The 26,425-nt window shown below is 72.4% G+C and carries 24 protein-coding genes and 1 riboswitch; of the genes, 12 read left to right on the top strand and 12 right to left on the bottom strand.

All coding sequences use genetic code 11. The annotated features are described in order from the left end of the window. Positions 1-54 precede the first annotated feature (54 nt). The 5 genes from OG700_RS31330 (at position 55) to OG700_RS31310 (ending at position 4,882) form a co-directional block, all read left to right on the top strand. Positions 55-1,113 (top strand): DEDDh family exonuclease, encoded by a 1,059-nt coding sequence (locus tag OG700_RS31330; RefSeq protein WP_405619449.1) that lies wholly within the window; start codon positions 55-57, stop codon positions 1,111-1,113. A 63-nt stretch (positions 1,114-1,176) separates the two neighbouring features. Beyond that, positions 1,177-1,410, top strand: coding sequence for a hypothetical protein (locus tag OG700_RS31325; protein ID WP_329389300.1), 234 nt, complete (start codon positions 1,177-1,179; stop codon positions 1,408-1,410). Between the two features lie 63 nt (positions 1,411-1,473). After that, the gene (locus tag OG700_RS31320; protein WP_405619447.1) at positions 1,474-2,262 is read left to right on the top strand and encodes an SURF1 family protein; all 789 of its coding nucleotides are present in this window, start codon (positions 1,474-1,476) and stop codon (positions 2,260-2,262) included. A gap of 29 nt (positions 2,263-2,291) precedes the next feature. Beyond that, positions 2,292-4,121 (top strand): glycoside hydrolase family 15 protein, encoded by a 1,830-nt coding sequence (locus OG700_RS31315; RefSeq protein ID WP_405619445.1) that lies wholly within the window; start codon positions 2,292-2,294, stop codon positions 4,119-4,121. Between the two features lie 5 nt (positions 4,122-4,126). Further along, the gene (locus OG700_RS31310; RefSeq protein ID WP_405619443.1) at positions 4,127-4,882 is read left to right on the top strand and encodes an SDR family oxidoreductase; all 756 of its coding nucleotides are present in this window, start codon (positions 4,127-4,129) and stop codon (positions 4,880-4,882) included. A 144-nt stretch (positions 4,883-5,026) separates the two neighbouring features. On the opposite strand, the gene amaP is transcribed toward OG700_RS31310, so the two are convergent. Genes amaP through OG700_RS31285 form a run of 5 tightly spaced genes read right to left on the bottom strand, consistent with a single transcriptional unit; the run spans position 5,027 to position 7,366 of the window. Beyond that, on the bottom strand, positions 5,027-5,605 hold the full coding sequence (gene amaP / locus OG700_RS31305) for an alkaline shock response membrane anchor protein AmaP (RefSeq protein WP_405619441.1): 579 nt from the start codon (positions 5,603-5,605) through the stop codon (positions 5,027-5,029). Between the two features lie 4 nt (positions 5,606-5,609). Beyond that, the gene (locus OG700_RS31300; protein ID WP_405619439.1) at positions 5,610-6,305 is read right to left on the bottom strand and encodes a DUF6286 domain-containing protein; all 696 of its coding nucleotides are present in this window, start codon (positions 6,303-6,305) and stop codon (positions 5,610-5,612) included. After that, positions 6,302-6,646 (bottom strand): hypothetical protein, encoded by a 345-nt coding sequence (locus tag OG700_RS31295; RefSeq protein WP_405619437.1) that lies wholly within the window; start codon positions 6,644-6,646, stop codon positions 6,302-6,304. The genes OG700_RS31300 and OG700_RS31295 overlap by 4 nt, the downstream gene beginning before the upstream one ends. 6 nt (positions 6,647-6,652) lie before the next feature. Then, positions 6,653-6,844 (bottom strand): hypothetical protein, encoded by a 192-nt coding sequence (locus OG700_RS31290; protein ID WP_405619435.1) that lies wholly within the window; start codon positions 6,842-6,844, stop codon positions 6,653-6,655. A gap of 36 nt (positions 6,845-6,880) precedes the next feature. Then, complete coding sequence (locus OG700_RS31285) at positions 6,881-7,366, bottom strand: Asp23/Gls24 family envelope stress response protein (RefSeq protein WP_405619433.1); 486 nt, start codon at positions 7,364-7,366, stop codon at positions 6,881-6,883. A 93-nt stretch (positions 7,367-7,459) separates the two neighbouring features. Between OG700_RS31285 and OG700_RS31280 the strand changes: the two genes are divergently transcribed. Further along, entirely contained in the window at positions 7,460-8,188 is a 729-nt protein-coding gene (locus tag OG700_RS31280) for a hypothetical protein (protein WP_405619431.1), read from the top strand. 193 nt (positions 8,189-8,381) lie between these two features. On the opposite strand, the gene OG700_RS31275 is transcribed toward OG700_RS31280, so the two are convergent. The 3 genes from OG700_RS31275 to OG700_RS31265 form a co-directional block, all read right to left on the bottom strand. Beyond that, positions 8,382-9,173, bottom strand: a complete 792-nt coding sequence (locus tag OG700_RS31275; protein WP_405619429.1) for an enoyl-CoA hydratase/isomerase family protein — start codon at positions 9,171-9,173, stop codon at positions 8,382-8,384. A 129-nt stretch (positions 9,174-9,302) separates the two neighbouring features. Continuing rightward, positions 9,303-9,521: a helix-turn-helix domain-containing protein gene (locus OG700_RS31270; protein WP_023542602.1), complete on the bottom strand. Its 219-nt coding sequence runs from the start codon at positions 9,519-9,521 to the stop codon at positions 9,303-9,305. Positions 9,522-9,869: 348 nt separating this feature from the next. Continuing rightward, on the bottom strand, positions 9,870-11,468 hold the full coding sequence (locus tag OG700_RS31265) for an ABC-F family ATP-binding cassette domain-containing protein (RefSeq protein WP_405619427.1): 1,599 nt from the start codon (positions 11,466-11,468) through the stop codon (positions 9,870-9,872). A 236-nt stretch (positions 11,469-11,704) separates the two neighbouring features. Here OG700_RS31265 and OG700_RS31260 point away from each other — a divergent pair, with 236 nt between their 5' ends. Beyond that, the gene (locus tag OG700_RS31260; RefSeq protein WP_405619425.1) at positions 11,705-12,109 is read left to right on the top strand and encodes a VOC family protein; all 405 of its coding nucleotides are present in this window, start codon (positions 11,705-11,707) and stop codon (positions 12,107-12,109) included. 59 nt (positions 12,110-12,168) lie between these two features. On the opposite strand, the gene OG700_RS31255 is transcribed toward OG700_RS31260, so the two are convergent. The 3 genes from OG700_RS31255 to OG700_RS31245 all read right to left on the bottom strand — a co-directional run bounded on the left by OG700_RS31255 (position 12,169) and on the right by OG700_RS31245 (position 15,693). Beyond that, on the bottom strand, positions 12,169-13,596 hold the full coding sequence (locus OG700_RS31255; protein ID WP_405619423.1) for a hypothetical protein: 1,428 nt from the start codon (positions 13,594-13,596) through the stop codon (positions 12,169-12,171). Between the two features lie 181 nt (positions 13,597-13,777). Continuing rightward, on the bottom strand, positions 13,778-14,905 hold the full coding sequence (locus OG700_RS31250) for an alpha/beta hydrolase (RefSeq protein ID WP_405619421.1): 1,128 nt from the start codon (positions 14,903-14,905) through the stop codon (positions 13,778-13,780). Positions 14,906-15,012: 107 nt separating this feature from the next. Further along, positions 15,013-15,693, bottom strand: a complete 681-nt coding sequence (locus OG700_RS31245; RefSeq protein WP_405619419.1) for a class II aldolase/adducin family protein — start codon at positions 15,691-15,693, stop codon at positions 15,013-15,015. A 315-nt stretch (positions 15,694-16,008) separates the two neighbouring features. Between OG700_RS31245 and OG700_RS31240 the strand changes: the two genes are divergently transcribed. Together OG700_RS31240 and OG700_RS31235 are read left to right on the top strand one after the other, a co-directional pair. Further along, complete coding sequence (locus OG700_RS31240; protein ID WP_405619417.1) at positions 16,009-17,265, top strand: anion permease; 1,257 nt, start codon at positions 16,009-16,011, stop codon at positions 17,263-17,265. A 38-nt stretch (positions 17,266-17,303) separates the two neighbouring features. Then, positions 17,304-17,570: a hypothetical protein gene (locus tag OG700_RS31235; protein ID WP_405619415.1), complete on the top strand. Its 267-nt coding sequence runs from the start codon at positions 17,304-17,306 to the stop codon at positions 17,568-17,570. A gap of 83 nt (positions 17,571-17,653) precedes the next feature. Here OG700_RS31235 and OG700_RS31230 read toward each other — a convergent pair whose 3' ends face one another. Then, positions 17,654-19,639 carry an NAD(P)-binding protein gene (locus OG700_RS31230; protein WP_405619413.1) on the bottom strand — a complete coding sequence of 662 codons (1,986 nt, stop codon included), beginning with the start codon at positions 19,637-19,639 and terminating at the stop codon, positions 17,654-17,656. 282 nt (positions 19,640-19,921) lie between these two features. Further along, positions 19,922-19,998, top strand: a riboswitch (cobalamin riboswitch). A gap of 151 nt (positions 19,999-20,149) precedes the next feature. Here OG700_RS31230 and OG700_RS31225 point away from each other — a divergent pair. Genes OG700_RS31225 through cobN form a run of 3 tightly spaced genes read left to right on the top strand, consistent with a single transcriptional unit; the run spans position 20,150 to position 26,396 of the window. After that, on the top strand, positions 20,150-21,136 hold the full coding sequence (locus tag OG700_RS31225; protein ID WP_405619411.1) for a cobalamin biosynthesis protein: 987 nt from the start codon (positions 20,150-20,152) through the stop codon (positions 21,134-21,136). Further along, a complete protein-coding gene (locus OG700_RS31220) occupies positions 21,133-22,710 on the top strand; it encodes a cobyric acid synthase (protein ID WP_405619409.1) in 1,578 nt (525 codons plus the stop codon). The genes OG700_RS31225 and OG700_RS31220 overlap by 4 nt, the downstream gene beginning before the upstream one ends. Then, positions 22,707-26,396 (top strand): cobaltochelatase subunit CobN, encoded by a 3,690-nt coding sequence (gene cobN, locus OG700_RS31215; RefSeq protein ID WP_405619407.1) that lies wholly within the window; start codon positions 22,707-22,709, stop codon positions 26,394-26,396. Before OG700_RS31220 ends, cobN begins: the two co-directional genes overlap by 4 nt. The last annotated feature ends 29 nt before the right edge of the window (positions 26,397-26,425 follow it).

Below are 26,425 nucleotides of genomic sequence, written 5' to 3'. Positions count from 1 at the left end.
TCGGGGACCTGGCGGAGGCGCGTCACGGACTGTCAGTCGCGGCCCGTATTCTCTGTGACCATGCTCGACGACCCTGCGACTTCAGCGATGTGGCCGGCCGCGTACCCCCAGGGATACGCGGTCGTCGACGTGGAGACCACCGGACTCGCCCGTGACGACCGGATAGTGTCCGCGGCGGTGTACCGGCTGGACGCGCGGGGCAACGTCGAGGACCACTGGTACACGCTGGTCAATCCCGAGCGGGACCCGGGGCCGGTCTGGATCCACGGGCTGACGACCGATGTGCTGGCGGGCGCGCCGCTGTTCGGCGACGTCGAGCGGGAGTTCTCGGAGCGGCTCGCGGACCGGGTGCTCGTCGCGCACAACGCGTTCTTCGACTGGTCGATGATCTCGCGGGAGTACGCCCGCGCGAAGGCGACCGCGCCCACGCGCCAGCGGCTGTGCACCATCGCGCTCGCCAAGGAGCTGCGACTGCCGCTGCCCAACCACAAGTTGGCCACGCTCGCCGAGCACTTCGGCGTCGCGCAGCGGCGCGCGCACCACGCGCTGGACGACGCGCGGGTGCTCGCGGAGGCGTTCCGGCCGAGCCTGCACGCGGCGGCGCGGGACGGGGTGCGGCTGCCGCTGCTCGAATGCCGGCCGCTCACGGAGTGGTCGGACAGCCCGGCTGCGCCGCTGATCGGCCATCAGCCGACGCACCGTCCGACGACCTGGCGCCCGTCGCGCCGGCTCCCGGCCTGCCCGTATCCGAATCCGGGGCGGTACGAGAGCGACAAACCGCTGGCGCAGGGGATGCGGGTGGCCTTCTCGGGCGACACGTCCGTCGACCGTGAGCTGCTGGAGGACCGGGCCGTCGAGGCGGGGCTGCATGTCGCCACCAGCGTCTCGCGCAAGACGAGTGTGCTCGTGACGAACGATCCCGGGTCGGCGACGTCCAAGACGGTGAAGGCGGCGGAGTACGGCACCCCGGTGATCGACGAGGCGGCGTTCACCCACCTGCTGCGCGACGTGGCGCCCGCGCCCGGCACCGTACCGGCGCCCCTTCCCCCGCCCGGCGCCGGGGCCGCCCCGGCCACCGCCGCGACGCCCGCCCCGGCCCCGGCAGACGGGTGATTGCGCCGCGACTCGCGTGCCGTCCGCTCGCACACCACGCCGCCGCGTCCCAACCTGTGGCGCATGGCACGTTGCGAAGTCTGCGGAAACGAATACGGCATGTCCTTCGAGGTGCACGCGCAGGGCGCCGTGCATGTCTTCGACTGCTTCTCCTGCGCCATCCACCGCATGGCGCCCGTCTGTGAACACTGCCGGGTCCAGATCATCGGCCAGGGCGTCGAGGTCGAGGGCCAGTGGTTCTGCGGCGCCCACTGCGCCCGCGCCGAGGGGAAGGCGGGCATCGTCGACCGGGTGTGAGGCACCCGGCCGGGGGTGGACCCGCCGCCGGGGGCGGCGGACCCGCCGGGTACCGTCGAAGGCGTGTACCGCTTCCTCCTGTCGCGGCAGTGGGTGATCCTCACCCTGCTCGCCCTCGTGCTCATCCCCGTGATGATCGAGCTGGGTTTCTGGCAGCTGCACCGGCATGAACACCGGGTGGCGCAGAACGCCCTGATCGCGAACAACCTCAAGGCGAAGCCGGTCCCGGTCACCGACCTCACCTCCCCCGGCCACACCGTGCCGCGCGCCGACTTCTGGCGGCGGGTCGAGGCCACCGGCAGGTACGACACGGAGCACGAGATCGTCGTACGCCGCCGGACCAACACCGACGAGACGGTCGGCTTCCACGTCCTGACGCCGCTCGTCCTCGACGACGGCCGCGCCGTCCTCGTCAACCGGGGCTGGGTCCCCTTCGGCGACGACCAGCGGACCTTCCCCGACATCCCGGCTGCGCCGAAGGGCGAGGTCACCGTCACCGGCCGCCTCAAGGCCGACGAGACGACGGGCACCAGCGGCATCAAGGAGCTGAGCGACCTCCCGGACCGCCAGGTGATGCTGATCAACAGCGAGCAACAGGCCCGGTCCCTCGGCCGTACCGTCCTCGGCGGCTACATCGAGCAGACCGCCCCCGCAGCACCGGGCGGCAGCCCGCAGCAGATCCCGGAACCCGACTCGGGCTCCATCGGGGCGCACATGGCGTACGCGGTGCAGTGGTGGCTGTTCGGGGCCGCCGTGCCCGTCGGGTGGGTCATCCTCGTACGGCGCGAGGTGCGCGACCGCGCTTCGGCCGCCGCCCGGAACACCCCCGAGCGCGAGACAGCCGCCGCATAACCCGCCTGTCCTGCGGGAACAGGGCTGAGGTGACCCAACGCATCGAGGACTACGCCCTCATCGGCGACTTGCAGACCGCGGCGCTCGTCGGAATGAACGGCTCCATCGACTGGTTGTGCCTGCCACGCTTCGACTCGGCCGCCTGCTTCGCGTCGCTGCTCGGCAACAAGGAGAACGGCCACTGGCTGCTCGCCCCCCGAGGCGTGAGCCGCTGCACCAGCCGCCGGTACGTGGGCGATTCGCTGGTGCTGCAGACCCTCTGGGAGACCAGGGGCGGCACGGTGAGGGTCACCGACTTCATGCCGCAGCGCGACATCGCGCCGGATGTGGTGCGGATCGTGGAGGGCGTCAGCGGCTCGGTGGAGATGAGCGCCACCCTGCGGCTGCGCTTCGACTACGGCTCGATCGTGCCGTGGGTCCGCAGGACCGACGGGCAGCGCGTCGCCGTCGCCGGACCCGACTCGGTCTGGTTGCGCAGCGTCGCGCGGGCGCGGCCGGCCGGCGGTGAACCGGCGCCGAACGAGAAGCCGTTGGTCAAGACCTGGGGTCAGGAGTTCAGCACCTGCTCGTCGTTCACCGTCGGCGCCGGGGAGCAGGTCGCCTTCGTACTGACGTGGCACCCCTCGCACCTGCCGCGCCCCGACCTGGTCGACCCGTTCGACGCCCTGGAGCACAGCCTGGCGGACTGGGAGGCGTGGGCGGCGCGCTGTACGTACCGGGGGCCGTACCGCGAAGCGGTCCTGCGCTCCCTGCTCACGCTCAAAGCGCTCACCCACGCCCCGACCGGCGGCATCGTGGCTGCCCCCACGACCTCGCTCCCCGAGGAGTTGGGCGGCGTACGGAACTGGGACTACCGCTACTGCTGGCTGCGCGACTCGGCGCTCGTCCTGAACGCCCTGCTGTCCGCGGGCTATGTGGACGAGGCCGAGGCGTGGCGCGACTGGCTGCTGCGCGCGGTCGCCGGTGACCCCGCCGACCTCCAGATCATGTACGGGGTCGGCGGTGAACGGCGACTGCCCGAGACGCGGTTGCCGTGGCTGAGCGGTTACGGGGGCGCGCGCCCGGTCCGGATCGGCAACGGGGCGGTCGAACAGCTCCAGCTCGACGTGTACGGCGAAGTCATCGACTCCCTGCACGTGGCGCGCGGCGTCGGTCTCACCGGCCGGCCGCACGCCTGGGACCTCCAGCTCGCCCTGCTCGGCTTCCTGGAGTCGAAGTGGCGCGAGCCGGACGAAGGGCTGTGGGAGGTGCGCGGCCCGCGGCAGCACTTCACGCACTCCAAGGTGATGGCGTGGGTCGCCGCCGACCGCGCGGTGAAGACACTGGAGGCCGACCCGTCGCTGCGCGGCGATGTCAACCGGTGGCGGACGATGCGCGACGAGGTGCACCGGGAGGTGTGCGAGAAGGGCTACGACCCGGTCCGTAACACCTTCACGCAGGCGTACGACTCCGAGGAGCTGGACGCGGCGACGCTCCTGATCCCGCGCTTCGGCTTTCTGCCGCCGGACGATCCGCGGGTCGTGGGCACGGTCGACGCGGTACGGGCGGAGCTGGGCCCGGAGGGGCTGGTCCGCCGCTACAGCACGCGGGGGGCGTCGGTCGACGGGCTGCCGGGCGGCGAAGGAACGTTTCTCGTCTGCTCGTTCTGGCTGGCGGACGCGCTGCTGATGACCGGCCGCAGGAAGGAGGCCACGGAACTCTTCGAGCGGCTTCTCGCGCTCCGTAACGACGTCGGTCTGCTCGCCGAGGAGTACGACCCGGCGATCGGGCGGCAACTGGGCAACTTCCCGCAGGCGTTCAGCCATATCGGTCTCGTGGGGACGGCCCTCGCCCTGGCCGTGGCGGAGGAGGCAGGATAGGGGCCATGGATCTTGGACTGAAGGACCGTGTCTACGTCGTCACCGGCGCGTCACGGGGACTCGGACGCGCGTCCGCCGAAGCGCTGGCGGCGGACGGCGCGAAGGTGGTCGTCACCGGGCGCGACGAGAAGTCCGTCACCGAGGCGGCGGACACGATCGGCCCGAACGCGTACGGCGTCGCGGCGGACAACGCCGATCCCGCCGTCGCGGAGCGCCTGATCGCCGTGGCACGCGAGCGGTTCGGCCGCTTCGACGGGATCCTGATCAGCGTCGGCGGCCCACCGCCGGGGCTCGCCCTGGACACCACGGACGACCAGTGGCGGTCGGCGTTCGACTCGGTCTTCCTCGGCGCGGTACGGCTGGCGCGCACGGCGGCGGCGGAGCTGGACGACGGCGGGGTCATCGGCCTCGTCCTGTCCGGTTCGGTCTACGAACCGATCCGCGGCCTCACGATCTCCAACGGCCTGCGGCCGGGCCTCGCGGGCTTCGCGAAGTCACTCGCCGACGAGCTGGGCCCGCGCGGCATCCGCGTGATCGGCCTGCTGCCGGCCCGGATCGACACGGACCGCGTCCGCGAGCTGGACGCCCTGTCGGACGACCCGGCCGCGGCGCGCGCCGGGCACGAGTCCCGCATCCCGCTGCGCCGCTACGGCACTCCGGAGGAGTTCGGCCGCACGGCGGCGTTCATGCTCTCCCCGGCGGCGTCCTACCTGACGGGCCTGATGCTCCCGATCGACGGCGGCACCCGCCACGGCTACTGACCCCGATTCCAGCCCGGCACCTCCAGCCCCCCGGCGGCACCCTCAGCCCCCGCCGGCACCCCGGCCCCTCCGGCACCTCCCAGCCCCTCCGGCGATTGTTTCGGGAAGCAGCGGCCCCGCACCCCGCCAGGAACCCGCCCCGGCTCACGTCACCCGCCGCGCCCGATGCTTGGCGGCCCGCAACCGCGCCTCCGTCGGCAGCGACTCCAGCCCCGCCGACTCCCGCGCATGCGCCACCGCCTCCCCCGTCAGCCCTTCCAGCGCCGCCCCCGGCGCCGCGTGCGGCTCCAGCAGCAGCCGCACCCGCGCCTGGGGCGTGCTCCGCCGCCCCGTCAGCCGCACCCGCGCCCGCGCCACACCGTCCAGCGACTGCGCCTCACTCTCCAGGGCGTTCTCCAGCGCCCGCCCCCGCAGCAGCGCGCCCTCGCCGTCGCCGCTGTCGACCAGTACCTCCGACAGCCGCGGGCGACGCAGTTGGGACAGCAGCCACCACAGCGTCAGCAGCACCAGGACCGCGAGCACCGCGATGACGACCGGCCACCACCAGCCCTCGTCGCGCCAGCGCCCACGGTCGGCGTCGCTCAGCAGGACATCCTTCCGGCCGGTGTACGGCCACCAGGACGGTACGGACGCGCCCAGCCCGGTCGCGAGCACCGCGCCGCCCACGCACAGCAGCACCAGCCCGACGAGGCCCAGCAGGACACGGTTGACGACCCTGACCATCCCGTCATCCCTTCTTCGTCGGCCGGCGGACGTGCACGGCGAGCGAGGGTGGCCTGGCCAGGCCGAGCTCGCCGATGCCGGCGGTCAGCGCCGTGTCCAGATCGGCGCGTACGTCATCGAGTTCGCGGAAGTGCGACACGGCCCGTACCCGGACCTTGGAGCGGCGGGCCCGTACCCGTACGGACTGCACGCCGGAGACTTCGAGCGCCCGGTCGCGCAGCATCAGCGCCGCCGCCTCCCGGTCGAGCCCGGCCCGTACCCGCGCCGGGCCGCGCCGCATCGGCAGCACCTCGCGCAGCCCCGGCGTCAGGGCGAGGAGGATCAGCCAGAGCCCGACGGCCGCCGCGACACCCGCGCCGACCAGGACCCCGGTGTTGTCCAGGGGCCGGGTGGCGAGCTGGTCGGCGAGCCAGCGGCGCCAGTACATGGCCGGATGATCGGCCCGTACGGCCGCGACGTCGTACAGCAGCAGCGCCGCCGCGCCGAGCAGGACGGCCGCGACGACCGCGGCCGGGATCCGGCGCCAGGACCAGAAGCGGCCGGCCTTGCCGTCGCCGTCGCCCTGCTCCAGCGTGGGCCGCGGTTCGTACCGCGCGGCGGAGGTGGACTGGTCCAGTTCGAGCACGTCCGCGCGGACGGCTCCGGAGGTTCCCGGTGCCGCCGGCCCGTGCTCGGTCCCGTCACCCACCGGTTCGCTCATCGGATCCTCCCCCGCGCCGCACGCGACTGGGCGGAGTGGAGCCGTTCGACCCGCACGACCACTTCGGGCACCTCCATCCCCGCCAAAGCACTTACCCGCTGGGTCACTTGGTGACGCACCGCGCCGCACCGGGCGCCGATGTCGCAGGGGTAGTCCAGCTCGACACCGATCCGTACGCGCGCCACGTCGTTGTGGACCAGGACGCCGGCGTGCGGCGCCACGCCCCCGTCCGGTACGCCGCCCAGCGCCTCGCGCGCCGCCTGCGCGGCGATCTTCGCGACGACGCGGTCGGCGATCGTGGTCGCCCCGCGCTCCGCGGCCGCCACCCGCTCACCGGCCACGGACGGTCACCGCCGTCGATCGTCGCGTTCGCGGCCACGGAAGAGGTCGCCCGCTTCCAGATCGCCGTCGAGGAACCGGCCGGCCACGAACCCGACCGCGCCCAACGCGGCCACCAGCAGAAAGGCTCCGAAACCGCCGAAGTATCCGGCGAACGCCAGGGCCATACCGGCCAACAGGCCGACCACCGCCATGCTCATCGTGTGACTCCTCTTCGGTCTTGACGGATCCGGCCGTTACTGGAGCCGTGAATCGGGCTCGTCGTCCTCTTCGTCGGGCAGCTTCACATCGCTGACGGCGATGTTGACCTCGACGACCTCAAGACCCGTCATCCGTTCGACGGCGGAGATCACGTTCTCCCGTACGTCACGGGCGACATCGGCGATCGACACGCCGTAGTCGACGACGATCTCCAGGTCGAGGGCGGTCTGCACCTCGCCCACCTCGGCCTTCACGCCGCGCGAGACGGATTTGGTGCCACCGGGGACCCGGTCGCGTACGGCGCCGAAGGTGCGGGACATGCCGCTGCCCATCGCGTGGACGCCGAGCACATCACGGGCCGCGAGGCCGGCGATCTTCTCGACGACTCCGTCGGCGATGGTGGTCCGCCCACGGACGGACGGGTCGCCGCCGCCCTTCTTGCCGGCGGCGGACTTCCGCTGTTCGTCGTGGGACGGCTTCACGGAGGGCTCGGACTGATTGCGCTGTGCGGTGTCGGACATTGCGATTCGCCCCTTTCCGGGCGCTGATGGACTCGTTGTCCACATTAAGGCGCCTTGCCCGGTCTCGCGCCGGGAATGCGGCAGTCTGGGGCCATGACGACTGGGCACGGCGGGAACGGTGCGGACGGATGGAGTGCGGCGGTACGCGAACGGCTCGGCCTCGGCCGGCTGCTCCCGCTGGGCGACACGGCGGACGGGACGTGGCTGGCCGAACGGGCGGCGACGACCGCGCTAAGGCGTGCGGCGGCGGACGTACCCGGCGCCACGCTGGGCCGGCTGAGGCTCTGCCTGGCCGACCCCGGCTCGGCGGACCCGCCCGCGGTGAAGCCGCCGCCCAGTGCGCTGCCGCCGGGGGTGCTGCGTATCGAGGGGGACTTCTCGGCGGTCGGGGGCGAACCGCTGCCCGACGTGGCCGAACGGCTGCGCACGGCGCTGCACGCGCACGCGGTGGACCGGCTGGGGCTGCGGGTGACAGAGGTCGACCTGCGGGTGACGGCGCTGCTGGAGGAGGGGCCGACGGCGGACCCCGGATCCGGCGGCGGGGAATCCTCGGGGGCGGCTGCGCCAGTCGGGGCGACTGCCGTCGCCCCGAAGGGCACGGCGGCGGTCATCGCGGCGAACGTCCCCGGCGTCGCCCATCTGTCCGGGTCGCTCGGCTCGGCGGTACTCATCACCACGGGGCATGTCCGCGTCGAACTGGCGACGGCGGCGGGCCACCATCCGCCGGAGGTGGCACGCGCGGTCGGCCGGGCGGTCTCGGCGGCCCTGCCGAGCCACCCGACGGTGGCCGTCCTGATCACGGCGGTCGACGTCCCGGGCTGATCCCCGAGGATCCGCCGGACAGGGCCTAGGGTGTTTCGTTTGGATCAGGCCGGATGAGGGAGCGGGGTCTGGTGCCGTGGATCGCGAGGCGGAGGAGGGAGCCATGGCGGGAGCCGTGCCTGCCCTTCCGCCGTCAACGCGGCGAGGCGCGGCACCGGGGACCGCGAGCCCGGCAAGATCCAAACGAGAGGCCCTAGTCGCCCAGGCCCGCCAGGTCCCGCAGGCGGCGCGCCTGCGCGGCGCGCTCGGCGGCGCGCTGTTCGTCGTACGTACGCGACGGCGCGCCCAGCAGCAGCGCCTTCGTCTCGACCGTCGCGTCACGCGGCGCGGCCAGCAGCGCGGCGGTCAGATCCCGCACCGCCGCGTCGAGTTCGGCCGGCGGCACCACGAGATTGGCGAGGCCGGTGCGCTCGGCCTCCTCGGCCTGCACGAAGCGGCCCGTCGCGCAGATCTCCAACGCGCGGGCGTAGCCGACGAGACCGACGAGGGGATGGGTACCGCCGAGGTCGGGGACCAGCCCGAGGCTGGTCTCGCGCATGGCGAACTGCACGTCCGACGCGACGACGCGCAGGTCGCAGCCCAGCGCGAGCTGGAACCCGGCGCCGATGGCGTGTCCCTGGACGGCCGCGATCGACACGATGTCGCTGCGGCGCCACCAGGTGAAGGCGGACTGGTACACGGCGATGGCCGCGTCGAGGTCCGCGTCGGAACGGCGTGCCAGCTCCGGGAAGGAGGGTTCACCGTCGAAGCCCTCGGGAGTGAACGCCTGCCGGTCGAGGCCCGCGGAGAAGGACTTGCCTTCGCCGCGCAGCACGACGACCCGCACGCTGCCTGGCAGTGACTGCCCGGCTTCCGTCAACGCCCGCCACAGAGCGGGAGACTGAGCGTTGCGCTTTGCCGGGTTGGTCAGGGTCACCGTGGCAACCGCGTCCTCGACGGTGAGCCGTACGCCGTCCTTGTCGAGTACGGGATCGAGCGAAGTCATGGGACGCCTCCGGTTCGGTGCAGTCGGCACAGCTGACTAAGTGACTGCACAGTAACCACCCGGTCGACCGCGACGACCGGCCGGGTGGTCACCGGTGGAACCGGTGGCCGGAGAAGCGGTGGGCGGTCGTCAGGCCGAGGCCTTCTTGCCGCGTGTCGCTCCGCCGCGTCCCCGCAGCGTGACTCCGGACTCGCTGAGCATCCGGTGGACGAATCCGTAGGACCGGCCGGTTTCCTCGGCCAGTGCACGGATACTCGCACCGGAGTCGTACTTCTTTTTCAGGTCTGCCGCGAGCTTGTCGCGCGCCGGGCCGGTTACCCGGCTGCCCTTCTTCAGAGTCTCGGCCACCCGTGCCTCCTCATGGAAGTGCGCTCTGGACTTCTCATGATCACCCCTCGGGGCGCTCCTGGCCACCCATTCAGCAAGGTTCGCGGCACAAGCTTGGCCGGAGCCCAGTATTCGGACACGATCAAAATGGCCGCTTCCCGGTGGGTATGTGCGCGCCGCTCGCCGGGCGCGCACGGGAAACAGCAGGTCAGAGGCCGTGTGCGGGGAAGCTGATCGAACTGGTCCCGGAATGGCTTGATCGTCAGCACGCCACGCCAAAGTACGAGACGCACTCACTCAGATGATGGATCACCGCTGAGCCGAATGATCCATACGGAGTGGATCACGCCCTGGATCACGCCCGCGCCGTCAGGCCAGCGCCACCAGATCCGCGTAGTCCGCGCCCCACAGGTCCTCGACACCGTCGGGCAGCAGGATGATCCGTTCCGGTTCGAGCGCGTGGACGGCGCCCTCGTCGTGGGTGACGAGGATGACCGCGCCCTTGTACGTGCGCAGCGCGCCGAGGATCTCCTCGCGGCTGGCCGGGTCGAGGTTGTTCGTGGGCTCGTCCAGGAGCAGCACGTTGGCCGAGGAGACCACCAGGGTCGCGAGGGCGAGGCGGGTCTTCTCGCCGCCGGACAAGACGCGGGCCGGCTTCTCGACGTCGTCCCCGGAGAACAGGAAGGAGCCGAGGGTCTTGCGGACCTCGACCAGGTCGAGGTCGGGGGCGGAGGACCGCATGTTCTCCAGGACGGAACGGTCGGGGTCGAGCGTCTCGTGCTCCTGCGCGTAGTAGCCGAGCTTGAGGCCGTGGCCCGGCGTCACTTCGCCGGTGTCGGGCTTCTCCACCCCGGCGAGCAGCCGCAGCAGCGTGGTCTTGCCCGCGCCGTTGAGGCCGAGGATGACGACGCGCGAACCCTTGTCGACGGCGAGGTCGACGTCGGTGAAGATCTCCAGGGAACCGTACGACTTCGACAGGCCCTCGGCGGTCAGCGGTGTCTTGCCGCACGGCGCCGGGTCGGGGAAGCGAAGCTTGGCGACCTTGTCGGACCGGCGTACCGCCTCCAGGCCCGACAGCAGGCGCTCGGCGCGGCGTGCCATGTTCTGCGCGGCGACGGTCTTGGTGGCCTTGGCGCGCATCTTGTCGGCCTGCGAGTTGAGCGTGGCGGCCTTCTTCTCCGCGTTGGCGCGCTCGCGCTTGCGCCGCTTCTCGTCGGACTCGCGCTGCTGCTGGTAGAGCTTCCAGCCCATGTTGTAGACGTCGATCTGGGAGCGGTTGGCGTCCAGGTAGAAGACCTTGTTGACGACCGTCTCGACGAGTTCGGCGTCGTGCGAGATGACGATGAAGCCGCCGCGGTAGGACTTGAGGTAGTCCCGCAGCCAGACGATCGAGTCGGCGTCGAGGTGGTTCGTCGGCTCGTCCAGGAGCAGGGTGTCGGCGTCCGAGAACAGGATGCGGGCGAGTTCGACGCGGCGGCGCTGACCGCCGGAGAGCGTATGGAGGGGCTGGCCGAGCACCCGGTCGGGCAGGCCGAGCGCGGCGGCGATGGTGGAGGCCTCGGACTCGGCGGCGTAACCGCCCTTGGTCAGGAACTCCGTCTCCAGGCGCTCGTACTTCTTCATCGCCTTCTCGCGGGTGGCGCCCTGGCCGTTCGCCATCCGGTCCTCGTTCTCGCGCATCTTCTTCAGGACGGAGTCGAGGTCGCGGGCCGAGAGGATGCGGTCGCGGGCGAGGGTGTCGAGGTCGCCGGTGCGCGGATCCTGCGGCAGATAGCCGATGTCGCCTGAGCGGGTGATGGTGCCGGCGGCGGGGAGGCCTTCACCCGCGAGGCACTTGGTGAGGGTGGTCTTGCCGGCTCCGTTGCGGCCGACGAGGCCGATGCGGTCGCCCTTGGCGATACGGAAGGAGGCTGACTCGATGAGGACGCGAGCGCCGACGCGCAACTCGACACCGGTGGCGGTGATCACGGAAAAACTCCAAGGCGGTATGGACGGCGGGAAGGGCGGGCGGAGTGGATTCTTCGACGCCGGCTAATGCACAAGGAGAAATGCCATACGGCCCAGTCTACCGGGGCCGCACAACTGGTTTTCGCCGCGCGGGGGTCCGTCCGGGGCGGTCGGCCGGGCCGCGTTGTCAGTGGCCGGTGCCAGACTGGGTGAACTGAGACGCAGGTCACAGCCGGGCTTGGAGAAGGGTGATCAGCATGGCAGGTGTGCCGGGTATCTGTCCGACGCTCGTCTACGAGGACGCGAAGGCGGCCATCAGAACACTGAAGGACGCCTTCGGCTTCACGGAGGTGAGTGTGTACGAAGGCGAGGACGGCAGCGTGCTCCATGCCGAACTGGCCCATGGGAACGGGATGGTGATGCTGGGGTCAGGGAAGGCCGAGGGGGTCTTCGCCGAGGCGATGGCGGGCGGCGGGCCCGCCGGGATCTATGTGGTGGTCGAGGACGTCGACGCGCACCACGCGCGGGCCGTGGAGCAGGGCGTGGAGATCCTGATGCCGCCCACGGACCAGGACTACGGCTCGCGGGACTACATGGCCCGCGACCCGGAGGGGAACGTGTGGAGCTTCGGGACGTACGCGCCGGGCGGCGCCGGCGGCTGACGTCCGGTTCTGGTCCGTGGGCGCGTGCGTGGGCGGTGCGGCCCGCCCGTGCGGGCCGGTCAGGCTTCTCCGGTGTGGACCTGGAACGCGGCCCGGCGTACGGCCTTCGCGAGGGCCGGGTCCGGGTGCGCCGCCGCCAGCGCGACCAGCACCTGCACGGTGCGGGGGTGGCCGACGGCCCTGATCTCGTCGAGCAGGGCCGGGACGGTGCCCTGGACGGCGGAGTCGAGGTGGCGGACCAGCAGCGCGGTCTCGCCGTGGTCGGCGACGGCCGCGGCGGTGTCGACCCAGAGCCAGGTCGACTCCTCGCGGGTGAGGACGTCGGGTGCGTCCTCGGGGTCCGTGCCGTCGTACTCGGCGAGCCAGAGCAGGGCGTAGGGGCGCAGGGAGGGTTCGGCGGAGGCGGCGCGCACCTCGGGCTCGGCGGGGGCGCCGACGACGCGCAGCGCTTCGAAGGCCAGCCCGCGCAGAAGGGCGTCCTCGCCCCGTGCCACGGCGAGGAGTTCGGTGACCGCGCTGCCGACGGTGCGGGCGGCGAGCCAGGCGCGGTATTCGGCGCGGGCCGGACCGGGGGTGAGCCGGGCGCAGCCGCGCAGCATGTTGTCGGCGGACTGCTCGATGTTGCCCGCCGGGCTCTGTGCGGCGACGCAGATCTGCTCCAGCTTGACCCAGACCGCCCAGTTGCCGAGCGGGGTGAGGGTCGCCTGGCCATCGCCGAGGGTCAGGGCGCCGACGGCGGCCAGGCCCTCCAGGGCCCAGTCGAGGAGCGGCGGCAGCGGGACGGCGGCCGTGGTCTGTGCGGGCTCGGGCTCCGGTGCGGTCGCGGTCGGGGTGGCCGGGGGGCCGGACGCGGTCCGGGGGTCGTACGGGACCTCGCAGCGCTCGTCGCGCAGTTCCGCGACGCGCTGCTGGAGCAGGTCGAGGAGGGCCGGTACGAGCACGGGACCGGCCGAGAGCTGGAGGAGGGAGAGCACCTGGGGGACGGCTTCGACGACCTCGGCGACCGTCGCCGGGGCGACGTCGTCGGGGGCGGCGTGGACGAGCGACCAGGCGTCGAAGAGGGCGACCCAGCCGCGCAGGACGGCGGAGTCGTCACGGTCCCAGGCGCGCAGGCGCCAGCCGGGGCGCGCGGTGCCGCCGTGCAGTTCGACCAGCCCGGCGAGCCTGGCGCGGTCCCAGCCCGCGCTGACCTGGTCCGGTGTCAGCTCCAGGGCGGCGGCGGCCCGTTCGCGGGCCTTGGGGGCGAGCGGGCCCGCGCCGGGGTCCCGGTCGGCCGCGGCCCAGCGGGCGATCCGTACGGCGTCGGCGAGGACGGCCCGCGCCTGACGGGCCAGCTCCGCGGGGGGTGGTGTGCCCTCCGGCGGACGGGGCGCCGGACGCGTGCGCCCGGTGGTCACGGCCCGTCGGGCCGTGGTCAGGGCTTGCGGGCGGACGAGTCGGAGTCTGGAGTTGCGCGCCAATTGCTCTTCAGGCTTTCGGGACGTCACGGGAGCAGTCTTCCCGCTGATGGCCCGAAAGCCCAAACGGAACCTCCGTCCCGGTGCTCCACCGGCCGGTCAGAGGCGGCACAAGACACCGGAGCGGAGGGTGGCCGGGGTGGCGCGGGGCCGCCCGTGGCGCCGTTCCGAGGCAGTAGGGCGGGGCCGGAGCCGTGGGTGGGGCGCGGGGCTACATGAGGGGCGTGAGGAAGCGGCGGAGCGTCTCCTCGTAGCCGAGGGGGTCGGCGTTCCACATCGCGCCGTGCGGGGCGTCCGAGACCGTGTGCAGGGTGACCAGTTCGGGGCGGCGGGCGGCGAGTTCACGGGAGGGGTACCAGGGGGCGATGACGTCGTCGGGGCCGTGCAGGATCAGCGTCGGGACGTGGAGCTTGCCCGGATCGGCGACCACGGGCAGCCTGCCGCCGCGCAGACCGGTCCGGCCCTGCGCCGCCCGGACGGCGAGCGGCAGCAGCGGGCCCGGGGTGCGGCGTGCGGTGGCCAGGGCGCGCAGGGTGGCCTCCCAGTCGAGCACCGGGCTGTCCAGGACGAGCCCGGTGATGCGGTCGCGCTGCCCGGATCTCCCGGCGGCGTGCAGGGCCATGGTGGCGCCGACGGACCAGCCGTACAGGACGACGTGTTCGGCGCCGCCCCGGAGCGCGAAGCGGATCGCGGCGTCGAGGTCGCGCCATTCGGAGTCGCCGAGGTGCCCGAGGCCGTCCGGGGAGCGGGGGGCGCCGTGGTCGCCCCGGTAGGCCAGGTTCAGCACCGGCAGTTGCTGGTCCACCAGGAACTCCATGATGTTCATGGGGTGCTCCGGGGTGGTGCCGAGGCCGTGCGCGGTGATCACCCAGGTGTCCCGGCTGCCGGGCACGAACCAGCCGGGCAGCGGGCCGAGTTCGCCGGGGATCTCCACCTGGTCGTACTCGATGCCGAGCGCGGTGACGGGGTCGCCGCGGTGGAGCAGGGGGGTGAGCCGGACGCGGCTGCCCGCGCCGAGGGTGCCCCGGCCGACGCGTTCGAGGCGGCGCACGACCGTGTCGGCGGGGTGCGGTACGTCGTCGATGACGGGGCCGACGACGGCCTGGACGTCCGCGGACTCCAGGCCGTAGGTGCCGGGGCGCAGCGAGGCGAGGCAGCGGGTGAGGGTGACGCGGCCGGCGGCCGTGGCGTGCACGGTGAGCCGTGGGTCGCCCGGCAGGGGCCGTCCGCGGGACGCCTTGAGCGCGGCGTCGCTGGCGTACCGGCCGGCCGCCACAGCGGCCGTGCCGATACCGATCACTGTGGTGACGGCTGCTGCCGTCGCTCTGGCCGGGCGCATTTTCCCAGTGTCGGTACGGACGGCCCGTACGGCCAGCGGAGCGGGCGCGCGGGGTGATGGTCCGGAGCGGTGCGGGGGGCGCGGTGCGGGGGGCGCGGCGAGGGGGGTCAGCCCCGCTGGCCGTAGCCCTTGAGCTGTTCCTCGACGTCCCGCACCTGCTGCCGGGAGAGCAGGCTCGGCGTGTGGCCGGGGACGGAGCCGGCCGTGAGCCACAGGCGGCACATCCACTCCAGCTGGGCCGTGCGGTCGTACGCCTTGTCCAGGGTGTCCGCGTAGGTGACGGTGCCGTGGTTCTGGAGCAGACAGCCGGTGCGGTCGCGCAGCGCGCGCACCATGTTCGCGGCCAGGGCGTCCGTGCCGTACATCGCGTACGGGGCGACCCGGACCGGCCCGCCGAAGTCCGCCGCCATGTAGTGGATCAGCGGAAGTTCGGGGACGAGGGTGGAGACGGCGGTGGCGTGGACGGCGTGGGTGTGCACCACGGCGCCGGCGGTGGAGTGCCGGTAGACCTCCAGATGCATCGGGAGCTCGCTGGTGGGCCTGAGACGGCCGACGACCTGCCGGCCGTCCATATCGACGGCGACGGTGTCCCCGGGCGTCAGACGGTCGTACGGGACCCCGCTCGGGGTGACGAGGACGAGTTCCCCGACGCGTACGGAGACGTTGCCCGACGTACCGACGACCAGTCCGTCGGCCGCGCTCCGGCGGGCGGTGGCGACGAGGTCGCGCCAGGCCTGGTCGATCGCCGTCCCGTGCGGGAGTCCGTGCTGGTGTCCGGTTTCCGTCATGGGTCGATCCTGCCAGCTGCCCCAGGGGAGTTGGCGGGGTCGGCGGGTCCCTCGGTGAGGTGAATCTCTCCTCACCGATGTCGTCGGCGGGCGGGATGCCGGAAAGGGCCGGAAACGGGTCCCGGGGCCGGGCGCCGCACGGGTCGAGCGGGCTCCGGGGGCACCTCCGGAGGCGGACGGCGGCGCGCCCGGACACAAGCGGAGGGGGCACACTCTGTTGGGAGTCACCGCAACGCCTGCCTCAGTTCATCTTCCGTTCACTCAACATCCCTACGTTCCTGAACGGCCACTGACGTCAAACGATTGCCTGGGTAAATGGAACACATCACGCTGCTGCTCGCGATCGTGATCGTGACGGCTCTCGTGTTCGATTTCACGAACGGTTTCCACGACACCGCCAACGCGATGGCGACGACCATCTCGACCGGCGCACTGAAACCCAAGACGGCGGTGGCGATGTCCGCCGTGCTCAACCTCGTCGGCGCGTTCCTGTCCGTCGAGGTCGCCAAGACCATCTCCGGCGGGCTCATCAACGAACAGGGCATCCGGACCGAAGTCATCTTCGCGGCGCTCGTCGGCGCCATCCTCTGGAATCTGTTCACCTGGCTGCTCGGCCTTCCGTCGAGCTCCTCCCACGCTCTGTTCGGCGGTCTCATCGGCGCCACGCTGATGTCCGTCGGCACCTCGGGTGTCAACGGCGGAGTCGTCGTCACCAAGATCCTGCTCCCGGCGCTCGCCGCGCCGCTGGTCGCCGGCCTGGCCGCGATGCTGGCCACCCGGCTGACGTACCGCATCGGCCGCAACACGGACGACAAGGCCACGGCGAAGGGCTACCGCGCGGGACAGATCGCGTCGGCCGGCCTCGTGTCCCTCGCCCACGGCACCAACGACGCGCAGAAGACCATGGGTGTCATCACCCTCGCGCTGGTCACCGGCGGCGTCCTCGCCCCCGGCTCCAACCCCCCGATGTGGGTCATCGTGTCCGCCGGTGTCGCGATCGCGCTCGGTACCTACCTCGGCGGCTGGCGCATCATCCGCACCATGGGCAAGGGCCTCACCGACCTCCGCCCGCAGCAGGGCTTCGCCGCCCAGACCAGCGCGGCGACCGTCATCCTCGCCTCGTCGCACCTGGGCTTCTCGCTCTCCACCACGCAGTCCTGCTCCGGTGCCGTGATGGGCGCCGGCCTCGGCCGCAAGGGCGGGGTGGTCCGCTGGTCGACCGCCACCCGGATGTTCATCGCCTGGGGGCTGACCCTGCCGGCCGCCGGTCTGATCGCGGCGGGCGCCGAGTTCCTGACCGCTCAGGGGCCGTGGGGCGTCGCTGCGACGGCCACGCTGCTCGTCGGGCTCTCGGCGGTCATCTGGTTCGCGTCGCGCCGTCAGCCGGTCGACCACACCAATGTCAACGAGTCCGACGAGGCCGAGCCCGAGGGTGTCGTGACCGCGGCCATCGCCGCCGTCACCCCGCCCCCCGTGGGCGGCGCGGCGTCGGAGATCGCCGCCACCATTCCGGCCCCGGGTCCCGGGCACGGGGAACCCAACGCCGAACCGGCCCGGACCGCGACGGTCTGACCGGTCGGACCGGTCCGAAGAAGTAAAGGACTTTCAGCATGAACATCGACTGGGCGGCGCTCGGCTCCGTCTTCGGCGTCAGTCTCGTGGCCACCGTCGCGCTGGTGGGCCTGTTCACCCTGGGCATCGTGTGGCTCTCGAAGGGCGCGGCTCCCACGGAGGGCGCGACGGCGACGGCCACCGGTTCCGCGGCCACCGGATCGGGTGCCACCGGCTCCGTGGCGCTGGCCCGCACGGGCGCGTATGTCTGCTTCGCCCTGTGCCTGGGAGCGGTGTCGTACGGGATCTACATGATCGTCGCCTGACGCGGCACGATCGGGAACGGTGGAGGGGGTGGCCCGTCGGATACGGGCCACCCCCTCCACCGCGTTCCGGAACGGCTTGCGGATCAGCCGAGTTCGCGCACCGCCCGGTACGCCTCGTCGATCGCCGCGTGCGTGTAGGCGAACGCCTGCGCGTCGGAGTTGGCGATCGCGATCCGGCCGTGCGACCGCCGCGCGAGCGCGTACGGCCGCTTCTCCTCCGGCTCGAAGAGCGACGGATCGTCGAGCGAGTTGTACTCGTACGCGTAACCGTGCGCCCATCGGTTGACGGTGATCGCGCTGATGTCGCGCCCCGGGTCGAACCCGTGGTCGCCCAGCGAGCGCGCCATGGTGTCCCTGATCTCCCGCTCGAACGTGGCGAATTCGGTCTTGACCAGCTCGACCCGGCCGGCCTTGTGCTGCTGTCTGGCCGACAGCCCCGCCCTCGGCTTGTTCGGTGTCTTGGACAGGCTGAGGACCGTCGGCAGCGACGGCTCGTGCGGCATCTCGAAGCGGCCGAGCCGGGTGGCCTGGGGCAGTCCGAAGCTGTTGAAGTACGACGTGGGGGTCGACACGCGCGAGACGCCCGCGTCGGCCAGGGCCCGCCAGTCGCGCAGCGCCACCCGCGCGTAGAGCAGCGGGATCTTCACGCCGTAGCGCATCGCCTCGGCCTGCTCGGGCGGCAGCCCGCGCACGACGTAGCTCGTGACGGAGTTCCAGCAGGCCATGACGGCGTTCGCGGCGTGCACCCGGTAGCTTTCGCCGCCGCGTGAGTAGCTGACCTTGACGCCCCGGCCGGGCCGCGACTCGCTGACGTGCCGGACGTCGTACGCCGTCGAGCCGAGCCGGACGCGCACGGGCGAGCGCTCCTCGTCGAGCCGGTCGTAGCGGGCCTTGGCGGTGACGATCCCGGTCATCGACTGCGCTCCGCCGAACACCCCGGGCACCAGATGGCTGACGAGCAGCCGGGCGACGGACGCGTTTCCGTCGGGGAAGTAGTAGTAGCCGTCCCCCTCGTCGGCGTCGAGATGCATCTGCGCGGTCCCGCTGATGCCGGGCCAGGTGGTGTGCTCCAGCGCGAGTCCGGCGAAGCCGGGCTGGCCGAGCGAGGCGGCGTCGGCGGCGGGCACGCCGTCCGCGTTCAGTCCGTAGAGCCCGTTGGTGGCACGGGCGATGTGCGCGATGGCCTCGTCGCCGATCCCGACCTTGTCCCGCAGATACCTCTCGTAGGAGATGCGCGCGAGGATCTCCTTCTTCCGCGCGTCGGAGAGACCGGGGTAGTAGTCGACGGTGGTGGTCTGGAGGGTGACCAGATCGGCGCGGCCCTGGTCCGTCATCGGCATGCGCGCCGCGTAGGACTGCCAGCTCTCGCCCTTGCCGCGGACGACGAGCCGGTCGGTGCCCCAGGTCTCGGCGTCGAAGAAGGTGCCGGACGTCAGCGCGTACGTGTCGTAGGCGGTGTCGTCGACGCTGTCTCCGAGGCGCTTGAGGTCGATACCGAGATCGCGGGTGACCAGGGTGTGGGCCTGCTTGGTCCAGGTGCTGGGGGTGTCGAGGTTGACCGTGCCCGCGTTGGAGAGCAGCGTGCGTCCGCGTACCTCGAACTCGTTGCGGCGGGCGTGGCCGCCGAAGTCGTCCATCGCCTCCAGGATCAGGATGCGGGCGCGGCGTCCGTGCTGTTGGCGGTAGTAGTAGGCGGCGGCGAGACCGCTGATCCCGCCGCCGACGACCACCAGGTCGTAGCGCTCGCCGCTGTCGCGGATCCGGCCCGGGTCGAAGTCGCCGTCCCGGACGGCGTGGCCGACGTCGTACGAGCCGGCGGGCTGGCCCTGGAGGCCGGTGCCGGTCGGCGGGTAGGCCGGCGGGCGGCCGTGGCCGCCGTGGCCGTGGCCGCCGTGCGTGGGGTGGGTGCCGTGTTTCGGGTGGGCGGTGGCGGCCGCCGCCGTGCCACCGAGGCCGGGGAGCGCGGTGGCGGCCGCGGCGCCCGCCACCGCGACCGCCGCGCCGTCCAGGAAGTCGCGTCGGGTGATCTTGCTGCGCATGCCGAGCTCTTCGTCGCTGTATCTGGCCACGGACAACCTCCACTGGCTGGGCGGCCCGACCGGCCGTCGGGTTCGATAGCTGCGGATTCTTGATTGATCTACACGTTTCAGCAAGGGATTCGACAGAGATTCAGCTATGAACGACGCAATCAGTTGTCTTTCGTAGATCCAACCGCGATATCCGCAACGCATCGAGACACCGTGGGCGCCCGCGCCGTGTGGGTCTCAGCACACTGCCCCGCCGCAGGTCAAAGCCTGGTTGACGGGGATTCGCACGCGTGGTGGACTGCCGAGGCCAATACGGCGACAGCGAGAGGAAGCCGGTGCGAATCCGGCGCGGTCCCGCCACTGTGACCGGAGACAGCCATGTCTCCGGGAGCCAGGAACTCTTGTCGCCGCATCACGTCGAGCCAGGGCGCGGACCCTGAGTGAGGACATGTCGCCATGCCCGGCTGCGGTTCAGCTGTCGCGTCCAGAGCTGTGAGTACGAGACCCCCGAGAGTCTCCCGGATTTCCCGAGGCGTATCGGCGGGCTGAGCGATGCGTGCCGAGTATTCGGCGGGCCGCGAAGTACCGGCCCGGACAAGCGTGTTCGCGTACGGTGCCGCCGCCGGTCTGCTCGCCGACCGGCTCTTCGGCGATCCCCGGCGCGGCCATCCGGTCGCCGCCTTCGGGCGGGCCGCCGCCGCCGTCGAGCGCCTGCTGTGGCGTGACCACCGGGGCTGGGGCGCGCTGCACGCGGCTCTGTGCGCCGGGGGTACGGCGTCGGTGGCCGTACTGGTGTCGCGCGGGCTGCGGGACCGTACCGCCGCGTCCGTGGCCCTGACCGCCGCCGTCACCTGGACCGTGCTGGGCGGTACGTCGCTGGGGCGCGAGGCGCGCGCCGTCGGCGGGGCGCTGGCGGCCGGGGACGTCGAGGTCGCGCGGGAACGGCTGCCGCACCTGTGCGGGCGGGACCCGCAGGGTCTGGACGAGCGGCAGATCGCCAGCGCCGTCGTGGAGTCCGTCGCCGAGAACACCTCGGACGCCGTCGTGGGAGCCCTGGTCTGGGGGGCGTTCGGCGGCGTCCCGGGGCTGGTCGCGTTCCGCGCCGTCAACACGCTGGACGCGATGGTCGGCCACCGGTCGCCGCGGCATCTGCGCTTCGGCTGGGCGTCGGCGCGGCTGGACGACGTGGCCGGCTGGCCGGGTGCCCGGCTGACGGCCGCGCTGGCGGCGGTGGCGGGCGGGGCGCCCACGCGGGCGCTGCGCGCGGTACGGCGCGACGCGGGCCGCCATCCGAGCCCCAACGCGGGCCCCGTGGAAGCGGCGTTCGCGGGCGCGCTGGGCGTACGGCTCGGCGGCACCCTCGCCTACGGCGGGCGGGTCGAGCACCGGCCGGTGCTGAACGGCGGCGGCCGGCCCGTCGAGGTGGCCGACATCGAGCGGGCCGTCGAACTGTCGCGGCGGGTGGGCGTGCTGGCGCTCGGGGTCTGCGTCGCCGGGCGGCTGCTGGCCGACAGCCTCCTTGGGAGGAGGGGCCGATGAGCGGGGGTCCGACGAGTGCCGGACAGCGGCTCGGGGGCGGGCTGCTGGTCGCGGGCACCACGTCCGACGCCGGGAAGAGCGTCGTCACGGCGGGGATCTGCCGCTGGCTCGTACGCCGGGGCGTGAAGGTGGCGCCCTTCAAGGGGCAGAACATGTCGCTGAATTCGTTCGTGACGCGCGAGGGCGCCGAGATCGGCCGGGCGCAGGCGATGCAGGCACAGGCGGCGCGCGTCGAGCCGACGGCGCTGATGAATCCCGTCCTGCTCAAACCGGGCGGCGACCGCAGCAGTCAAGTGGTGCTGATGGGGCGGCCGGTGGGTGAGCTGAGCGCCCGCGGCTACCACGGGGACGGATCTGGCCCCGGTCGCCAGGAGACCCTGCTGGGCACCGTCGTGGAGTGTCTGGAGGAGCTGCGGAGCACGTACGACGCGGTGATCTGCGAGGGCGCCGGCAGTCCGGCCGAGATCAATCTGCGGCGTACCGACATCGTCAACATGGGTGTCGCGCGGGCGGCCCGGCTGCCGGTCGTCGTGGTCGGCGACATCGACCGGGGCGGCGTCTTCGCGTCCTTCTTCGGTACGACGGCCCTGCTGAGCCCCGAGGACCAAGCGCTGGTCGCCGGGTATCTCGTGAACAAGTTCCGGGGCGACGTGTCGCTGCTGGAGCCCGGCCTGGAGATGCTGCGCGGGCTGACCGGCCGCGCCACGTACGGCGTGCTGCCCTTCCGGCACGGTCTGGGCATCGACGAGGAGGACGGTCTGCGGGTCTCGTCGCGCGGTGCCGTACGCGAGTCGGTGGTGGCGCCTCCGTACGGAGAAGAGGTGCTGCGGGTCGCCGTCTGCGCGGTGCCGCTGATGTCCAACTTCACCGACGTGGACGCGCTGGCGGCCGAACCGGGCGTCGCGGTGCGGTTCGTGGACCGTCCCGACGAGATCGCCGACGCGGACCTGGTGATCGTCCCCGGTACGCGCGGCACGGTGCGGGCGCTGGCCTGGCTGCGCGAGCGCCGTCTCGCCGACGCGCTGCTGCGCCGCGCCGCCGAGGGCCGCCCCGTCCTCGGTGTCTGCGGCGGCTACCAACTGCTCGGCGAGCACATCGAGGACGACGTCGAGTCCCGCGCGGGCTCCGTCGACGCGCTCGGACTGCTGCCCGTACGCGTCGAGTTCGCCCGTGACAAGACCCTGGCGCGGCCCGTCGGCGAGGCGCTGGGCGAGCGCGTCGAGGGATACGAGATCCACCACGGCGTCGCCTCCGTGGAAGGCGGCGATCCGTTCCTCGTCGACAGCGGCGGCCGGCGCCTCGACGGGTGCCGGTCGGGCCAGGTGTGGGGCACGCACTGGCACGGCTCGCTGGAGAGCGACGGCTTCCGGCGTGCCTTCCTGCGCGAGGTGGCCACGGCGGCGGGGCGCCGTTTCGTACCCGCCCCCGACACCTCGTTCGGCACGCTGCGCGAGGAGCAGCTCGATCTGCTCGGCGATCTGATCGAGGAACACGCGGCCACGGACGCGCTGCTGCGACTGATCGAGTCGGGCGCCCCGTCAGGACTTCCCTTCATCGCACCTGGAGCGCCATGACCACGGCAAGCACCGTCCTGTTGTTGTCCACCGCCGACACCGATCTGCTGGCGGCCCGCGCGTCGGGCGCGCCGTATGTGATCGGCAACCCGACCCGCGTCGACGCCGCCGACGACCTGCCCGCGCTGATCTCCGGCGCGCGGATCGCCGTCGTACGCCTGCTCGGCGGCAAGCGCGCCTGGGAGGACGGTCTCGCGGCGCTCGCCGCGTCCGGCATACCGACCGTGCTGCTGGGCGGGGAGTCCGTACCGGACGCGGAGCTGATGGCCGACTCGTCGGTGCCCGCGGGGGTGGTGGCCGAGGCGCTGCGCTATCTGGTCGAGGGCGGGCCGGGGAATCTGGCGGAGCTGGCGCGGTTCCTCTCCGACACCGTGCTGCTGACCGGCGAGGGGTTCGAGGCGCCACGGTCGATGCCCGAGTGGGGCGTGCACGGCGAGCGCGCCTTCGTGGAAGGGCGGCCGACGGTGGGGGTCCTCTTCTACCGCGCGCACCATCTCTCCGGGAACACGTCCTTCGTGGACGTGCTGTGCGACCGCATCGAGGAGCGGGGTGCCAACGCCCTTGCGGTGTACTGCGGTTCACTGCGCGGCGCCGATCCGGCGCTGTACGAACGGCTCGGCGCGGCGGACGCGCTGATCGCGACCGTCCTCGCCGCCGGCGGGACGGTCGCCTCGGACGCGTCTGCGGGCGGTGACGACGAGGCGTGGGACGTCGGGGCGCTGGCCGATCTCGACGTGCCCGTCCTGCAAGGGCTGTGTCTGACGTCGTCGCGGGCCGCCTGGGACGCGTCGGACGCCGCGCTGTCCCCCATGGACGCGGCGATGCAGGTCGCGATCCCGGAGTTCGACGGGCGGCTGGTCACGGTCCCGTTCTCCTTCAAGGAGCAGGGGCCGGACGAGGTCCCGGTGTACGTCGCCGACCCCGAGCGGGCCGGCCGGGTCGCCGGGATCGCGGTGCGGCACGCCCGGCTGGCGCACAAGCCGAACGCGGAGAAGAAGCTGGCCGTGGTCTTCACCGCGTACCCGACGAAGCACTCCCGCGTCGGCAACGCGGTCGGCCTCGACACCCCCGCGTCGGCGGTACGGGTGCTGGACGCCCTGCGCGACGCCGGTTACGCGGTGGGGGACGGCGCCCACGCGCACCCCGACAACGGCGACGAGCTGATCCACCGGCTCATCAACGCCGGTGGCCACGACGTGGAGTGGCTGACGGAGGAGCAGTTGGCCGTGGCGCCCGCGCGGGTGCCGCTGGCCGACTACCGGGCCTGGTTCGACCAGTTGGAGCCGGGGCTGCGGGCGGGCATGCTGGAGCACTGGGGGGAGCCGCCGGGCTCGCTCTACGTGGACGGCGACGACATCGTGCTGGCGTCGCTGCGGTTCGGGAACGTCGTGGTGATGATCCAGCCGCCGCGCGGTTTCGGCGAGAACCCGATCGCGATCTACCACGACCCGGACATGCCGCCGTCGCACCACTACATGGCGGCGTACCGCTGGCTGGAGACGGCGGCCGACCGGAACGGCTTCGGCGCGGACGCGATCATCCACATGGGCAAGCACGGCACGATGGAGTGGCTGCCCGGCAAGGGGCTCGGCCTGTCGGCGGGCTGCGGCCCGGACGCGGTGCTCGGAGAACTGCCCCTGATCTACCCGTTCATCGTCAACGACCCCGGCGAGGGCACCCAGGCCAAACGGCGCGGCCACGCCACCGTCGTGGACCATCTGGTGCCGCCGATGGCTCGCGCCGACACGTACGGGGACCTGGCCAAGCTGGAGCAACTGCTCGACGAGTACGCGCTGGTCAGCGATCTCGACCCGACGAAGGCGCCGACGGTGCGCGCCCAGATCTGGACGCTCGTCAAGGCCGCCGAGCTGCACCACGACCTGCATGTGGACGAGCAGCCGGGCGACGACGACTTCGACTCGTTCGTCATGCATGTCGACGGCTATCTCTGCGAGATCAAGGACGTCCAGATCAGGGACGGCCTGCACATTCTCGGCGGCGGCCCCGAGGGTGAGGCCCGGGTCAATCTGGTGCTCGCCGTGCTGCGCGCCTCGCAGGTGTGGGGCGGCAAGGCGAACGCGCTGCCGGGTCTGCGGGCGGCGCTCGCCGAGCACTTCGGGCTGGTCGAGAAGGAGTTGCTGGGCGAGCCGGGGGCGCCGGTGAAGGTGCCCGTCGAGCTGACGGACCTGGTGGCGGGTCCGGCGCGGTCGGCGGCGGACGCGATCGATCTGCTGGAGCAGCTGTGCCGGCGGCTCGCGGAGGGCATGGAGGAGCGGCGGTGGGAGCTGCCGGCTGCTGCGCCGCTGGTCAGCGAGGTGCTGGGGCACGAACTGCCTTCCGCGGTGGCCGTGTTGGGCTTCGCCTGTACGGAGGTCGTGCCAAGGCTGGCCCGTACGACGGACGAGATCGGCAATATCCTGCGCGCGCTGAACGGCGGTTTCGTCCCTGCGGGGCCGTCCGGCTCACCGACGCGCGGGCTCGTCAACGTGCTGCCGACAGGCCGCAACTTCTACTCCGTCGACCCCAAGGCCATTCCGTCGCGGCTTTCGTGGGAGGTCGGACAGGCGCTCGCGGACTCGCTGGTCGCCCGGTATCTGGCCGACACGGGCGCCTACCCGGCGTCGGTGGGGCTGACCGTGTGGGGCACGTCCGCGATGCGCACCCAGGGCGACGACATCGCGGAGATCCTGGCGCTGCTGGGCTGCCGGCCGGTGTGGGACGACGCGTCGCGGCGAGTCAGCGGCTTCGAGATCGTGCCCGCCGCGGAGCTGGGGCGGCCCCGGATCGATGTGACGGTGCGGATCTCGGGCTTCTTCCGGGACGCGTTCCCGCATGTGGTGGGGCTGATCGACGACGCGGTGCGGGCGGTGGCGGAGCTGGACGAGCCGGCCGAGTCCAACTACGTACGGGCGCACGCCGATCAGGACACGGCGCTCCACGGTGACCGGCGAAGGGCGACGGCGCGGATCTTCGGGTCGAAGCCGGGCGCGTACGGGGCGGGTCTGCTGCCGCTGATCGACGCGCGGAACTGGCAGTCGGACGCGGATCTGGCCGAGGTGTACGCCGTGTGGGGCGGTTACGCGTACGGGCCCGGGCTCGACGGGCGGGCGGCGCGCGGCGACATGGAGACGGCGTTCCGTCGGATCAAGGTGGCGGCGAAGAACGTCGACACCAGAGAACACGACATTCACGATGCCGACGACTATTTCCAGTACCACGGCGGCATGGTCGCGATGGTGCGGCATCTGACGGGCGAGTCGCCCGAGGCGTACGTGGGTGACAGCGCGACCCCGGACCAGGTGAGAACCAGGACGCTGGGCGAGGAGACGCACCGGGTGTTCCGGGCGCGGGTGGTCAACCCGCGCTGGATGGCGGCGATGCGGCGGCACGGCTACAAGGGTGCCTTCGAGATGGCGGCGACCGTCGACTACCTCTTCGGGTACGACGCGACGGCGGGCGTGGTGGACGACTGGATGTACGAGAAGTTGTCGGCGGAGTACGTCTTCGCGCCGGAGAACCAGGAGTTCATGCGGAAGTCCAACCCGTGGGCGCTGCGCGGCATCACGGAGCGACTGCTGGAGGCGGCGGAGCGGGGGCTGTGGGCGGAGCCGGACGAGGAGACGCTGGAGCGGCTGCGGGCGACGTATCTGGAGCTTGAGGGCGATCTCGAAGGGGGCGGCGAGTGAGGGCTCGAACGCCGGACGTGCCGAACACG

It is taken from the genome of Streptomyces sp. NBC_01508 (genome assembly GCF_045040315.1).
Taxonomy (GTDB): domain Bacteria; phylum Actinomycetota; class Actinomycetes; order Streptomycetales; family Streptomycetaceae; genus Streptomyces.
This window is presented reverse-complemented; position numbering and strand designations above follow the sequence as displayed.